The organism is Spiribacter sp. 2438 (genome assembly GCF_009676705.1).
GTDB lineage: Bacteria > Pseudomonadota > Gammaproteobacteria > Nitrococcales > Nitrococcaceae > Spiribacter.
In genome coordinates, this window is sequence record NZ_CP046046.1 from 1724262 (window position 1) to 1738164 (window position 13903).

Genomic DNA, 13903 nt, shown 5'->3' on the forward strand with positions numbered 1-13903 from the left:
CGCCGCGCACTGGGAAGTCGGCGGGATCAATCCGCCCGGACGAATGTCACGCCGGTGGACAGTTGACCGTCCGGGTGAAGGTCAATCCAGCGATAGCCCGGCGCCGACGGATCCACCGTGAAGGTCAGGGCGCCCCCGCGGAACTGCGCCGCGGTGGCCGGCGTGGCCAGAAACGGGCAGCCGTTGATGTGAAGCCCGACCTCATGGTGCACATGCCCGAACACCACCCCGCGGATTTTCGGGTTGGCGGCAATCCGCTCCAGCAGCGGCTCGGGATTCTTGAGGCCAATGGCATCCAGCCACAGGGTGCCCACCGCCACCGGCTGATGGTGCAGCATGATCAGGACATGGGCGTCGAGATCGTCCGTCAGGCAGGCATCCAGAGCCCGCAACTCGGCGTCATCCAGCCAGCCGTGCACCTGGTCCGGAACGTGGCTGTCGAGGGTGATCACCCGCCAGTGATCCAGCCGCAGGCTGCGGGATGCGGTCACGAGGCCGCTGGCAAAAGCGGTGTCCATGGCATCGCGCTGGTCGTGGTTGCCGGGCACCACCCGCCCCGGCAGCCCCAGGGAATCCAGCGCGGCCTTGAGACGTTGGTAGGCAACCGCGCTGCCGTCGTGGCTCAGATCACCGCTGTGCAGCAACGCCGCCGCCCCGGACTGATCGGCCAGCGCGGCCAGCACCGCCCGGAAGCGCCGATGGACGTTGACGTCCGCCAGCAGCGCGTCGGGATCCGCGAACAGATGAGTATCTGTCAGATGCAGCAAGCGCTGGGGCGCACCCCCCGGCTCCGACACGCTCAGGTGCCCCCCTGGCCGACCACCCACTGCTGGCTGAACCAGTAAAACCCCCCATCGCCATCGGGCATGGTGCAGGTGTAGCGGCTGCGACCCTCCGGCAGCGCCGCCTCACCCTGCACGGCGAACCGCACGCCGGGCTCCAGCCAGTCCACTTCGAGGACTTCACCCCGGTAGAAACACCCCATGGCGTGGGTGGCCAGCTGCTCGCCCTCAATGGTGAGGACCAGCCGGGGCGGCTCGGCATCGAGCCGAATCGGGTTGAGCGGTGACTGCGCGACCACCGGCAGAGCCCGGGTCGCCAGTCGCAGCGAGAATGACGCCGGGTCGCCATAGCGCTCGTTAATGGCGAAGCGGGGCAGTGCCAGCCGATTGGAGTGACGACCAATGGCGCCGGACTGCTGGCCGAAGGCCACATAGCCCAGCGCGTCCACCAGTGCCATCAGGTCGGTGTCGTACTCGCCATAGGGGTAGGCGAGCAGCGGTGGATCCGAGTACACCGCATCACCCAGCATCGCCTCGAGACGAGCCTGGGCGCCCTGCAGATCCTCCGTGATGCGCTGGGACCAGGCGGCCTGATCCTCACCCTCGCGCCGCTCGAACAGCGGATCGTGGCTGGTGGAATGATTGGCGAATCGCACGCCGTCATCGGCCATGGCCTGCATGCGCTCCCAGGTCATGTAACCCTGGAAGCCTTCATCGTGGGGTTCCGTGTTCACGAACACGGTGTACGGCCAACCCCGCTCCTGCAGCAGCGGATGGGCAATTTCACCGACGCTCCGGTAGCCATCATCGAAGGTGATGGCCACCGCCCGGGCCGGGAGGGGCGCCTGCTCTTCCACCGCCGCGATGACCTCGCCCAGCGGGACCACGGTGTAGTCGTTGTCGGCGATGTACTCCAGGTGCGCCCGGAACTGGTCTTCCGTCACCCGGGTGCTGACGTGGCCGTCGTCGCCCACGTGGTGATACATCAGCATCACCGCGTCACTGGCCGGCGGATCCGGCGGACGGGTGTCCGCCACCGTGCCAACGGCAACCGTCAGACCGGCCGCCACCAGCGCCGCCCGCGCCGCCACTCGGGCCCCGGAGCTAGAAGTCGAGGCGAATGCCACCATAAACCCCGTCCTCGAAGGTGCGGTCGCTGGCGCCATCAAAACTCAGCTCGACATGGCGGTAGCCCAGGTAGATCCGGGCGTCTTCCAGCACTTTGAACTCACCCTGCACGGCATAGCTCTGGTAACCATCGATGTCACTGGTGGACGTCACCGAGGGCGCAAAATACAGCGAGGCCCCGACGGCGGCACGGTTGTACTGGGGCAGCGTCCAGTTGAGCTTGCCGCCGATGGCCAGCGAGAAGCCCGTGGCATCGCGGACATCGTCATCGGCGTAGACCAGTTTGCCCCCCAGGCCCAGCAACAGGGCGTCGCGACCGGGCTCCGGCTGGTCGACCAGGTGCATCTGGGCTTCGAGCAGATGGCCGTCATCGTCGTGGTAGAGCAGCCCGGCGCCCGCTTCCAGGCCCTCCGGCGGCAGCTCGCGAATGTAGGTGACGCCGAAGGCATCGCTGCTCAGGTTGAGGTCGAGGGTGTCAGCGGCGGCCGGCAGCGCCAGCGCCATGACCGCCAGCCCGGCCAGCGTGGTTCGAAATTGCATGATGATCCCCCAAACGGTTGTCCATTCCAGCGCTGATCATACACCGGGGCACGGCGCCGGTTGAAAGATATGCGACCATTCGGGGTATGAGCGTATTCGACTCGCTAATCCACCGCCTCGGCGCTGATGAGGTGATCGCGCCCGGCCCGGCGATGCAGCCGTATCTGCGGGAGCAGCGGGGCCTTTTTGCGGACCGGTCGGTGGTGGCGGTATTGCGCCCCGTGGACACCGCCGGCGCGGCTCGGGCGGTGGCGGCCTGCGCCGAACTGGGGCTGACCGTGGTCCCCCAGGGCGGCAACACCGGCCTGTGTGGCGGCGCTGCCGGGCGGGGGGAAGCGGACACGGTGGTGCTGTCTCTGGAGCGGCTCAACCGGATCCGGGACATTCAGGCGGATGACTTCAGCATCACCGTGGAGGCGGGCTGCACCCTGGCTGCCGTACAGGCGGCAGCCGCCTCGGTGGACCGGTTGTTTCCCCTGAGCTATGCCGCCGAGGCGGAGTGCCAGATCGGCGGCAACCTCGCCACCAACGCCGGTGGCATGAATGTGCTCCGCTACGGCAATGCCCGGGACCTGACGCTGGGGCTGGAGGTGGTGTTGGCCGATGGTCGGGTGTGGGACGGCCTGCGCAGCCTGCGAAAAGACAATAGCGGTTATGACCTGCGGGATCTGTTTATCGGCGCCGAAGGCACCCTGGGCCTGATTACCGCCGCCACCCTGAAGCTGTTCCCGCCGGTTCGGGAGCGGGCGACGGCCATCGTCGGGCTGGCCACGGCCGAGGCCGCCGTGGCGCTTTTCGGACACCTGCGCACCGAGAGCGGCGACACGGTCACCAGCTGCGAGCTGATGGGACGGCGCCCCCTGGAATACACCCTCCGCTACGCGACCGACTGCCATGATCCGCTACCGGCGCCCCACCCCTGGTATCTGCTGGTAGAGCTCACCAGCAGCGCAGCCGATGCCCAGCTGCCCCGTCGCCTGGAAGCGGCGCTGGCGGCCAGCCACGGCGCCGGAAGCGATTATCGCATTGCCCGGGGGCCGGATGAGGCGGCGGACTTCTGGCGGCTGCGCAACAGCATACCCGGGGCACAAAAAGGCGCCGGCGCCAGCATCAAGAACGACATTTCGGTGCCCACGGTGGCCATGCCCGCCTTTCTGACGGAGGCCAGCACCGCGGTGGAGGCCGCCTGCCCCGGGGTGCGGGTCTGCGCCTTCGGGCATCTGGGGGACGGCAACGTCCACTTCAATCTCACCCGCCCGGAGGCCATGAATGACGAGGACTTCCTGCCGCAGTGGGGCGCTCTCACCCGGGTGGTCAATGACCGGGTGGCAGCCTACCGCGGCTCATTCGCCGCGGAACACGGGGTGGGGCAGCTCAAACCGGATGAGGTGGGGCGGCTCAAGGATCCGGTGGAGCAGGATTTGATGCGGGCCCTCAAGCAGGCGCTGGATCCGGACAATCGCCTTAACCCCGGCAAACTGGTGCCGCCTGGCGGCGGCTAGTCCACCCCGCGGCGGCGCAGCAGGTAGGCGGTGTAGAAACTTGCCACCGCCGGCGCAAAGGTGATCAGAATCGCGATCCAGACCCAGGCATTGCCGGGATCCAGCAATGCCATTACCCCGCGGGTGCCGGCGGTCATGTAAAGAGCGCCGGTCCCGATGACGACCACGTTGATCGCCACCGCCAGAAAGATCCAGCCCAGCTTGCGCTGAGCGGCCACCATGCTGGTCACGCCCTCGCCTCCCCGGGCGCGTCGGCCCGTTCCGCCAAATCCCCCAGCAACCCCACCGTTACTGCCGGGGGGATCGCTCCGATAGGGGCCAGATTAACACCCAGGGCGGGCCGCTGCCGCTCCTGGCGGTGCTGATGCGCGGTGATCCGATCCCAGGTGTTGCGTATCTGCTGAAGGGAACGGGCGGGCACCTCGGCCTCGTTCTCGGTGAGCCAGGCTTCAAGGGCATCCGGCACATTCACACCCAGCCAGAGCAGAAAGCGCAGGTTGCGCGCCCGCCGTATCGGGCAAAAAGCCAGCAACAACTCCGCCGGCGCCGCGTTCTGTTCATGCAGCTCATCCAGCAGCGCGGTGAAGTCATCCGCCTCGTAGAGAATCTGGGTGGTAAAGAAATCCGCGCCGGCGGCTACCTTGTCACCCATGCGGGCGGCTTCGTCCGTTCGCGAGGGAATGCAGATGTTGCCGATCCGAAGCCCCGGAATCGCGGCCTCGTCCCGCACCCGCTGGTTGGCCTCGGTGACCGATGGCCCGGGATAACGAACGCCAGCCCGGCCGCCGCCCACCAGCACGAACTGCCGGATGCCGTACTCCTCCCAGGTCTGCCGGCACCAGTCCAGCAGACGCGCGGCGGGCTCATGCACCACCACGTGGTTGATCATGCATTCGATGCCCAGCCGCTCCCGGATCATCCAGGCGAGATCCCGGGGCGCCACCCGGGGGGCGAATGGCTGCCGGCGCTCGCCCTTGCTGCTGCGGGCCGGCTCCTCGTGGATTTCGGGGACATTGACCCCGTCCAGCGGCCACTCGGCATGCACCCGAGCCACCTTGTCCATCACCGCCTCGATCGCTTCATCACCGCGATGGAGCTCCGGGGGCACAGCCTCGAGAATGGTTTTCACAATGGTTTCCTGTTTCAGTCAAAGCGACAAACGATCCACCAGTTTCTGATCCCCCCGTGAAAGCGTCAAGTCACCCCCAATCCCGGGGCCGGAGGATGTTAATCTCCGATTTCCAACAAGGAGGCCCTGTCATGAAACGCTTTATCGCTGCCGCTCTGATGCTGGGAGCGCTGGTGGTGCTCGCCGGCTGCGCCCAGTCCACCCAGGAGCTGCGCCTGTCCCCCGCCGCCCCGTCCACCGGACCCTTGATCGGCAACGGCCAGAGCCTCGCTTTCGAGGTAGTGGATGGCCGGGACAACACCGACCTGGGTCGCCAGGAAAATATTGATGGCGAAACCATCCGCATCCAGTCGGACAAGGACATCGCCTACGCCGTCCAGTTGGCGGCGGCGGAAGCCCTGCGCGGCTACGACTTTCAGCCCACCCTCTGGGACGGCGGCCGTGAACCCCGGCTGCGGATTCGCATCGAGGAGCTGGACCACCAGGTGACCGCCGGCGTGCCATTCCAGCTGGAGACCCGTATCGGCCTCGAAGCCACGGCCTGGCGGGGAGGCGAGCGTTATCGCACCCGAGCACGAACCACGCTGACTGACCAGCGGGCGCTGCCGCCCCGGGAGGGCACCAACACCGAGGTGATTGACGAAGCCATCACCCGGGCACTGGGGGAATTGCTGAACCGGGAGCTGGCCAACTTCCTCGCCGGGCGGAACTAGCGTTCATGGCACTATCCGAGCTGCCGACACCGCGATCGGACTGGGCGCTTTTTCTGGATTTCGACGGCACCCTGGTGGAGATCGCCGAGCACCCGGATGCCGTGCGGGTGCCGGATTATCTGCCCGAGCTCCTGACACAGCTGGTGCAGCGCCTCAATGGCGCGGTGGCCATCGTGTCCGGTCGCGACCTGGCCGGTCTTGACCGGTTGCTGAACGGCGCCCTGCCCGCCATGGCCGGCGTACACGGTCTGGAGCGCCGCGATGACCGGGGTCGCATCTATCGGCCGGTGGACTGCACCGCCGGCTTTGCCGATGCCCGTGCCGCGCTGCAGCGGTTCGTCGACACCCACCCCGGCACCCTGTTGGAGGACAAGGGCAACGCCCTGACCCTGCACTTCCGCGGCGCGCCCGGTCTGGCGGCGGAGGCCGAATCGCTGCTGCAGACCCAGTGCCAGGCCCTGGGCGAGGACTTCCACCTGCAGCGGGGCAAGCAGGTCCTGGAGCTCAAGCCCGCCGCTCACCACAAGGGCACCGTGGTGGAGACATTCATGACAGAGCCACCCTTCGCCGGCCGGCGGCCGGTCTTTCTGGGGGATGACGTCACCGATGAGGACGCCTTCTCAGCGGTCAACCGTCTGGGCGGTTACAGCATTCGCGTCGGCCACGGCGATCACTCCACCGTGGCGCACCATCAGGTTGACTCCGTGGAAGCGGCCCTGGACTGGCTCGGCCAGATCGCCCGGGCGCTGGCGCCGGTGGCAGGGGCTCGAGGGTGCTAGACTCTGGGCATGGACGCCGACACTGCCAACCTTGAACTGGGGGTCATCGGTAACTGCCAGATTGCCGGACTGATCGACGCCCAAGGTTCTCTGATCTGGGCCTGCATCCCGCGTTTCGATGCCGAGCCCGCCTTTTCGCGATTGGTGGATACCCGCGATCACGGCCACTTCAGCATCAAACTGCAGGATCAGTGCGACGCCACCCAGAGTTACCGGCACAACACCGCGGTGCTCTGCACCGAACTGACTGACCGCTCCGGCGGCGTACTGCGCATCACCGACTTCTGTCCCCGCTTCCGCCAGTACGGGCGGTACTACCGCCCGGTGATGATCATCCGTCGGGTCGAAGTGGTTCGCGGCAATCCGGTGATCCGCACCCGACTGCGGCCTTCAATGGGCTGGGATGGGGGCCGGCCCGCCACCACCCGCGGCAGCAACCATGTTCGCTTCATGCGCCGGGACCAAGTGCTTCGGGTGACCACCGATGCGCCGCTGACCCACGTACTCGACGAAACTCCCTTCATGGTGGATGGCACCCTGACCTTCGTGCTGGGCCCCGATGAGAGCGTCAAGGAATCCGTGGATGCCATGGGCCGACGCTTCCTGGAACTCACCGAGACTTACTGGCGGGAATGGACGCGCTCCCTGGCCATCCCTTTCGAATGGCAGCGGGAAGTGATTCGGGCGGCCATTACCCTCAAGCTCTCCGCCTACGAAGACACCGGCGCGGTCATCGCCGCCTTCACCACTTCGATTCCGGAAGCCGCCGGCACCCAGCGCAACTGGGACTATCGCTACTGCTGGCTGCGGGATGCGTTTTTCACCGTGCACGCCCTCAATCGGCTGGGTGCCACCCGCACCATGGAAGGCTTCCTGCGCTACATCATCAATCTGGTGGCGGCGGGCGGCGAGCCATCCCTGCAACCCCTTTACGGCATCGGCGGCGAGCGTCGCATCGACGAAGAAACCGCCGATGCGCTGGCCGGCTATCGGGGCATGGGGCCGGTGCGGGTCGGCAATGCCGCCTACCACCAGCAACAACATGATGTGTACGGCACCGTGGTGCTGGCCGCCACCCAGGCCTTTTTTGACGAACGACTGGAGCGCCCCGGCGACCGCAGCCTCTACCATCGGCTCTGTGCCCTGGGCGAGCAGGCCGCCCGGCTCTATGACCAACCGGACGCCGGCATCTGGGAGTACCGCGGCCGCGCCCGGGTTCACACCTATTCCGCGATGATGTGCTGGGCGGCCTGTGACCGGCTGCGGCGGATCGCCGATCGACTGGGACTGGATGCCGAGGCACGACGCTGGAAAAAACAGGCGGCCACCATGCACCAGCGCATTACCGCCGAAGCCTGGAACGAAGAGCGCAGCGCCTTCACCGAGACCTTCGGCGGCGACACCATGGATGCCAGCCTGCTGCTGATGCATGAGCTCGGATTCCTGACCGCCGATGATCCCCGTTTCGTCAGCACCGTCGAGGCCATTGAGCAGGACCTCCGGCGGGGCGATCATCTGTTCCGATACGCCGCCGAGGATGATTTCGGCTATCCGGAAAACGCCTTCAACATCTGCACCTTCTGGTTCGTGGACGCGCTGCACGCCATTGGCCGCGGCGACGAAGCCCGACAGATCTTCTGCAAGATGCTGGAACACCGCACCCGACTGGGGCTGCTCTCCGAAGACCTGGATCCCCACACCGGCGAGCTCTGGGGCAACTTCCCGCAGACCTACAGCATGGTGGGGCTGATCAATGCCGCCATGCACCTGAGCCGACCCTGGGAGGAAGCCCTGTGAGCCGGCTGGTGGTGGCGTCCAACCGGGTACCCAACCCGCGGGGCTCGCAGCCCCAGGCCGGCGGCCTGGCGGTGGCCCTGTCCGGCGCGCTGCGGCGCAATGGCGGCCTGTGGTTCGGCTGGAACGGACAGCTCAGTCAGACCGCGGTGAGCCGGCCACGCATGGATCAGGCGGAGGGCATCGATTACGCCACCCTGCCGTTGTCCAAGGACGACTACGACGACTTCTACCTGGGTTATTCCAATGCGGTGATCTGGCCGGTGTTCCATTTCAACCTGGGCGCCATGAGCTACGAACGCCGCTACAGCGAGGCCTATGCCCGGGTGAACGACCTGTTCGCCGATGCGCTGGCCCCGCTGGTGGAGCCCGACGATGTCATTTGGGTACACGACTATCACCTGATGCCCATGGCCCGTGAGCTACGGGAGCGGGGGGTCCGCCAGCGAATCGGATTTTTTCTGCACATTCCCTTTCCCGACTACGACGTGCTGCGGGCCATGCCGGGTCATCGCCGGCTGCTGGAAGATCTGTGCCGCTATGACCTGTTGGGTTTTCAGACCGAGAACGACCGCCACGCCTTTGAGGAGTCCGCCAGCCGGGCTGTCGGCGCCCTGGTGGAAACCTCGGGGGTGGTGCGTCACCGCAACCGCCGCCTGCGCACCGGCGTCTACCCCGTCGGCGTGGACGTGGACGAACTGGCGGATCTCTCCCGCCGGACGCTGACCGCACCGCGGGTGCGGCGGCTCCTGGACGGCCTCGGGGAGCGGGATCTGGTGGTGGGGGTCGACCGGCTGGACTATTCCAAAGGCCTGGAGCAGCGCCTGCGCGCCGTGGAAGCGCTGCTTCAGGACTATCCCCACCGACGGGGCCACACGGTGATGATGCAGATTGCCAGCCCCTCGCGCAGTTCCATCAGCGAGTACGCCGACCTGCGTCAGCGCCTGGAGGGGCTCGCCGGCCACATCAACGGCAGCTACGGAGATCTGGACTGGGCGCCCATCCATTACCTCAATCGCACCTTCGCCCGTGGCTCGCTGATGGGCCTGTACCGGGCCGCCCGGGTGGGGCTGGTGACCCCGTTGCGGGATGGCATGAACCTGGTGGCCAAGGAATTCGTGACCAGTCAGGACCCGGACAATCCGGGGGTGCTGGTGCTGTCGGAACTGGCCGGTGCGGCGGCGGAGCTGGAAGACGCCATTCTGGTGAACCCCTACGATGTGGATGCCATCGCCGCCGCCATCAATGCCGCTCTGGCCATGCCGCTGCCCGAGCGCCGGCGCCGTCACCAGCGGATGATGAATCGACTGCGCGAGAACGCCATCGACGTCTGGGAAAAGCGCTTCCTGGACGACCTCCACTGGCACATCGCCTGACCGGCGGGCCGTCACCATGCCGCGCGTGATCATGCACGTGGACATGGACGCCTTCTTCGCCGCCGTTGAACTCCAGAAACGACCGGACCTGGCGGGTCAGCCACTGGTGGTGGGGGGACGGGGTGATCCGTCGCAGCGGGGCGTGGTCTCCACCGCCACCTACGAGGCCCGGGTATTCGGGATTCATTCCGGGATGCCGTTGCGCACCGCCGCCCGGCTGTGCCCGGAGGCGGTGTTTCTGCCGGTGGATTTTGCCGCTTATCGGGCGGCTTCCGAGCGCATCCATGCCCGGCTGCGCGCCGTGAGTGAGCGCATGCAGTCGGTGGGGCTGGACGAGGCCTATCTGGACATCAGCCATCGCCCCGAGGACGCCATGGCCATCGGCGCTGAGCTAAAGCGCGTCATTCACGCCGAGACCGGGCTGGTGGCGTCGGTGGGAGTGGGGCCCAACCGGCTGCTGGCAAAAATCGCCTCGGACCTGGAGAAACCCGATGGCCTGACCCGGTTAACCACCGAAGATGTACCCCACCGGGTCTGGCCCCTGCCAGTGCGTACCCTCCATGGCGTGGGGCCGCGCACCGCCGAGCGCCTGGCAACGCTGGGCATCGACACCATCGGTGATCTGGCGGCAATGACGCTGGCTCGTCTGGAGACCGTGTTCAGCCCGCGTCACGCCCGATCACTGCATCGGGCGGCCCACGGCGAGGATGAGCGGCCCGTGGAAACCGAGCGGGTGCGCAAATCCATCGGCCGGGAGCGCACCTTTCAGCAGGACTGCCGCAGCAGTGGCCGCCTGGATTTCGAGGCCCGCCGCATGCTGGATGACGTCCACGGCCGGCTGGCCAGCCGCTATCTGAAGGCGCGAACGGTAACGGTCAAGCTCCGCTATCGCGACTTCACCACCCACACCCGGTCACTGAGCCTCTCCCAGCCCACCGATGCGATCGAGCCGCTGGCCGAGGCGGTGCAGCAGTGCCTGTTCGCCCACCAGTTGCACCGTGCCGTGCGGCTCCTCGGCGTGCAGCTCTCCGGCCTGACTAGCGACCCAGATCAGCCTGAACCGCCTCAATAGCGGGCGTGGTGCCATCCGCCGTGGTCACGCCGTCCAGCCAGCGCTCAAGCAGTGCCGGCTCCTCGGCAATCAGGGCCTGGGCGGCTTCCAGCGGCTCCATGCCGTCGTTGATGACATGCCCACCGGCCAGACTCTGTTCCTCGACGCTGAAGGCGTACTGATCCAGCAGCCGGCCCACGTTGGGGCATCGATCCGTGTATCCGGCGGTGGCCACGGTATACACCGTCGCACCCCCTTGATCCGGCCCGAAGTACTCATCACCGCCGGTGAGATAACGCATGTCGATGTTGATGTTCATCGGGTGTGGCGCCCAGCCGAGGAACACGACCCACTCTTCCCGGGGAACGGAGCGCTGCACCTGGGTGAGCATGCCCGCCTCGGAGGACTCCATGAGTTCCCAGTCGCCCAGCCCGAAGGCATTGTCGTCGATCATGGCCTCGATCAGGGCGTTGCCATCATTGCCGGCCTCAATGCCGTAAATGCGACCTTCGAAGGCATCGGCATGATCCTGCAGGTCGGCAAAATCCTGAACGCCGGCCTCGTGGACGTAGGCGGGCACCGCCAGGGTGTACTTGGCCCCCTCGAGATTGGCGGCCACCTGATCCAGCTCACCCCGCTCGAAATACGGCGCCACCATGCTCTGCTGGGTGGGCAACCATAGACCCAGAAAGATGTCCCGCTGGCCGTCGGCCACCGACTGGAAGGCAATGGGAACCGATGCGGTGGTGAGCTCGGTCTCATAGCCCAGCGTATCCAGGAGGTAGCCCATCATTTCCGACTTGATGGTCACCCCGGTCCAGTTGACGTTCGCCAGCCCCACCGACTGGCACTGATCGCTGTCCTGCGCCACGGCGGTGCCGGCCAGCGAGAGCGCGGCGACACAGGCCGCGGTGGTGATGATGCGTTGATGCATGGGTTGTCCATTGGTTGCTGTCGGTTGATCGACGCTTTTAGGCAACCATGTTTTTGATTGAGTGGTCAATAAAGAATCTCTAGACTGGAATCAACACGAGGAGTCCGCCATGCCGAAGCAGGGGATGGAAACCATCCGCCGACAACAGCTCATCCGAGCCACCCTGGCCGTCATCCACGAACAGGGCATGCAGGCCACGACCCTGGCCCGGGTGGGCAGACAGGCGGGTATCTCACCGGGCCTGGTGGCCCATTATTTCGGTGACAAGGGTCAGTTGCTGGTGGCCACCTATCTGCATCTGGTGCGCTCGCTGGAGCGGGCATACCGGGGGGCCCGCCAGGGCACCGCCGAGGGGCTGCCGCGGGTGCGCGCCATTATCGACGCCAACTTCGCCGCCAGTCAGTCCGATGCGGTAACCGTCAGCGGCTGGCTGTCTTTCTGGGCTCTCGTCAACCACGACCCGCAACTGGCTCGGGTGCAACGGGTGGTCACCCGCCGCCTCTACAGCAACCTGACCCATGCCCTGTCGCCCCTGCTGACCCGGGCCGACGCCCAGCACGTGGCCAGCGGACTGGGCGTGATGATTGATGGCCTCTGGCTGCGGGCCAGCCTGCAAACCGGTGGACTCGACATTCATGGCGCCCGGGCCATGGCCCATGACTACCTGGATTCCCAACTGCAGATGCTCACCGGAGACCATCATGCCGACAGCGCCTGACCGCCTGCTGTGGATCGACAACGCCGCCGTGGACAGCGTCCGGAGCGCACGCTTCGAGACCCGCAATCCGGCCACCGACGAGGTGCTGGCCCGGGTGGCGGAGGCCGACGCGGAGGACGTCCATCGCGCCGTTGAAAGCGCCCGGGCCGCGGCGCCGGCCTGGGCGGGACTGACCGGCGTCCAGCGGGGACGGATTCTGGCCCGCGGCGCGACGGCGGTTCGTGATCATCGGGACGAACTGGCGATGCTGGAGTGCCTGGACGGCGGCAAACCCATTGCCGAGACACCGGAGGCCGACGTGGACTCCGCCGCCGACTGCCTGGAGTATTTCGCCGGCCAGGCCGGTTCTCTGCAGGGCGATTATCAGTCCGTGGACGGCGGATTTTTCTACACCCGGCCCGAACCGCTGGGCGTCTGTGCCGGCATCGGCGCCTGGAACTACCCGTTGCAGATCGCTGCGTGGAAGGCGGCACCGGCCCTGGCCGCTGGCAATACGTTGGTCTTCAAACCCGCTGAACTGACCCCGCTGTCCGCGCTCCGGCTGGCGGAGATCCTGGCGGACGCGGGGCTGCCTCCGGGGGTGTTCAACGTGGTCCAGGGGGCGGCGGATACCGGCCGGGCCCTGACCCGTCACCCCGGGGTGGCCAAAGTCTCCCTCACTGGCGAGGTGGGCACCGGCCGCGCGGTGATGGCGGATGCCGCGGAGAGCCTCAAGGCGGTGACTATGGAGCTGGGGGGCAAATCCCCGCTGATCGTCTTTGATGATGCCGATCTGGACAATGCCGTCTCGGGGGCGCTGCTGGGCAATTTCTACACCCAGGGGGAAATCTGCACCAACGGCACTCGGGTGTACGTGCACGAAGGGATCCTGGAGCCGTTTCTAGAGCGGCTGCTGGCCCGCACCCGGCGTCTGACCGTGGGCGACCCCCGGGATCCCGACACCGATGTGGGGGCCCTCATCTCCCCAGCCCATCGGGATCAGGTCCTGGCCTTCATCCGCCAGGGTGAACAGGAGGGGGCGCAGCGCCTCATCGGCGGAGAAGCGGTCACCGTACCAGGCTGCGAGGCGGGGGCTTTTGTCTCGCCGGCGGTTTTCCGGGTGGATGATCCCGACTGCGTGCTGGCCCGTCAGGAAATTTTCGGGCCGGTGATGAGTGTGCTGAGCTTCCGGGAAGAATCCCGGGTGATCGAGGCGGCCAATGACAGCCCCTATGGCCTCGCGGCCGGGGTATTCACCCGGGACCTGCAGCGCGGGCACCGGGTGGCGGCGGCGCTGGCGGCCGGCGTCGTCTGGGTGAACCACTACAACCTCACCCCCATCGAAATGCCCTTTGGCGGCATCCGCCAGTCGGGCCTGGGACGGGAGAACAGCCGCCATGCCCTCAGCCACTACACCCAGTTGAAAAGCGTTTTCGTCGCTGCCGGCGACGTCGACGCCCCCTACTGAACAGGTTTGA

At 66.8% G+C, this 13903-nt stretch carries 14 protein-coding genes; 8 read left to right on the top strand and 6 right to left on the bottom strand.

The window, feature by feature from the left end; translation table 11 throughout:
- Positions 1 to 26: 26 nt before the first annotated feature.
- The 3 genes from GJ672_RS08635 to GJ672_RS08645 are packed head-to-tail and all read right to left on the bottom strand — an operon-like array spanning position 27 to position 2450.
- Positions 27 to 797 carry a metallophosphoesterase gene (locus GJ672_RS08635; RefSeq protein WP_195759493.1) on the bottom strand — a complete coding sequence of 257 codons (771 nt, stop codon included), beginning with the start codon at positions 795 to 797 and terminating at the stop codon, positions 27 to 29.
- Positions 798 to 799: 2 nt separating this feature from the next.
- The gene (locus tag GJ672_RS08640) at positions 800 to 1912 is read right to left on the bottom strand and encodes a polysaccharide deacetylase family protein (RefSeq protein WP_154296799.1); all 1113 of its coding nucleotides are present in this window, start codon (positions 1910 to 1912) and stop codon (positions 800 to 802) included.
- Entirely contained in the window at positions 1887 to 2450 is a 564-nt protein-coding gene (locus tag GJ672_RS08645) for a YfaZ family outer membrane protein (protein ID WP_154296800.1), read from the bottom strand. Before GJ672_RS08645 ends, GJ672_RS08640 begins: the two co-directional genes overlap by 26 nt.
- Before the next feature lie 86 nt (positions 2451 to 2536).
- Between GJ672_RS08645 and GJ672_RS08650 the strand changes: the two genes are divergently transcribed.
- Positions 2537 to 3952, top strand: coding sequence for an FAD-binding oxidoreductase (locus tag GJ672_RS08650; RefSeq protein WP_154296801.1), 1416 nt, complete (start codon positions 2537 to 2539; stop codon positions 3950 to 3952).
- Here the strand turns inward: GJ672_RS08650 and GJ672_RS08655 are convergent.
- On the bottom strand, positions 3949 to 4182 hold the full coding sequence (locus GJ672_RS08655) for a hypothetical protein (protein ID WP_154296802.1): 234 nt from the start codon (positions 4180 to 4182) through the stop codon (positions 3949 to 3951). The two genes, GJ672_RS08650 and GJ672_RS08655, sit on opposite strands and share 4 nt — an antisense overlap.
- Positions 4179 to 5081 carry a methylenetetrahydrofolate reductase gene (locus GJ672_RS08660; RefSeq protein WP_154296803.1) on the bottom strand — a complete coding sequence of 301 codons (903 nt, stop codon included), beginning with the start codon at positions 5079 to 5081 and terminating at the stop codon, positions 4179 to 4181. The genes GJ672_RS08655 and GJ672_RS08660 overlap by 4 nt, the downstream gene beginning before the upstream one ends.
- A gap of 131 nt (positions 5082 to 5212) precedes the next feature.
- Between GJ672_RS08660 and GJ672_RS08665 the strand changes: the two genes are divergently transcribed.
- Genes GJ672_RS08665 through GJ672_RS08685 form a run of 5 tightly spaced genes read left to right on the top strand, consistent with a single transcriptional unit; the run spans position 5213 to position 10815 of the window.
- On the top strand, positions 5213 to 5794 hold the full coding sequence (locus GJ672_RS08665) for a YajG family lipoprotein (RefSeq protein ID WP_195759494.1): 582 nt from the start codon (positions 5213 to 5215) through the stop codon (positions 5792 to 5794).
- A 5-nt stretch (positions 5795 to 5799) separates the two neighbouring features.
- Positions 5800 to 6573: a trehalose-phosphatase gene (gene otsB, locus GJ672_RS08670; RefSeq protein ID WP_154296805.1), complete on the top strand. Its 774-nt coding sequence runs from the start codon at positions 5800 to 5802 to the stop codon at positions 6571 to 6573.
- 9 nt (positions 6574 to 6582) lie between these two features.
- A complete protein-coding gene (locus GJ672_RS08675; RefSeq protein ID WP_154296806.1) occupies positions 6583 to 8370 on the top strand; it encodes a glycoside hydrolase family 15 protein in 1788 nt (595 codons plus the stop codon).
- The gene (locus GJ672_RS08680; RefSeq protein WP_154296807.1) at positions 8367 to 9743 is read left to right on the top strand and encodes a trehalose-6-phosphate synthase; all 1377 of its coding nucleotides are present in this window, start codon (positions 8367 to 8369) and stop codon (positions 9741 to 9743) included. Before GJ672_RS08675 ends, GJ672_RS08680 begins: the two co-directional genes overlap by 4 nt.
- Before the next feature lie 16 nt (positions 9744 to 9759).
- Positions 9760 to 10815: a DNA polymerase IV gene (locus GJ672_RS08685; RefSeq protein WP_154296808.1), complete on the top strand. Its 1056-nt coding sequence runs from the start codon at positions 9760 to 9762 to the stop codon at positions 10813 to 10815.
- Here the strand turns inward: GJ672_RS08685 and choX are convergent.
- Positions 10781 to 11728: a choline ABC transporter substrate-binding protein gene (choX, locus tag GJ672_RS08690; protein ID WP_154296809.1), complete on the bottom strand. Its 948-nt coding sequence runs from the start codon at positions 11726 to 11728 to the stop codon at positions 10781 to 10783. The two genes, GJ672_RS08685 and choX, sit on opposite strands and share 35 nt — an antisense overlap.
- A gap of 109 nt (positions 11729 to 11837) precedes the next feature.
- On the opposite strand from choX, the gene betI reads away from it, so the two are divergent.
- Entirely contained in the window at positions 11838 to 12446 is a 609-nt protein-coding gene (betI, locus tag GJ672_RS08695; RefSeq protein ID WP_154296810.1) for a transcriptional regulator BetI, read from the top strand.
- Positions 12430 to 13893 carry a betaine-aldehyde dehydrogenase gene (betB, locus tag GJ672_RS08700; protein ID WP_154296811.1) on the top strand — a complete coding sequence of 488 codons (1464 nt, stop codon included), beginning with the start codon at positions 12430 to 12432 and terminating at the stop codon, positions 13891 to 13893. Before betI ends, betB begins: the two co-directional genes overlap by 17 nt.
- Positions 13894 to 13903 lie beyond the last annotated feature (10 nt).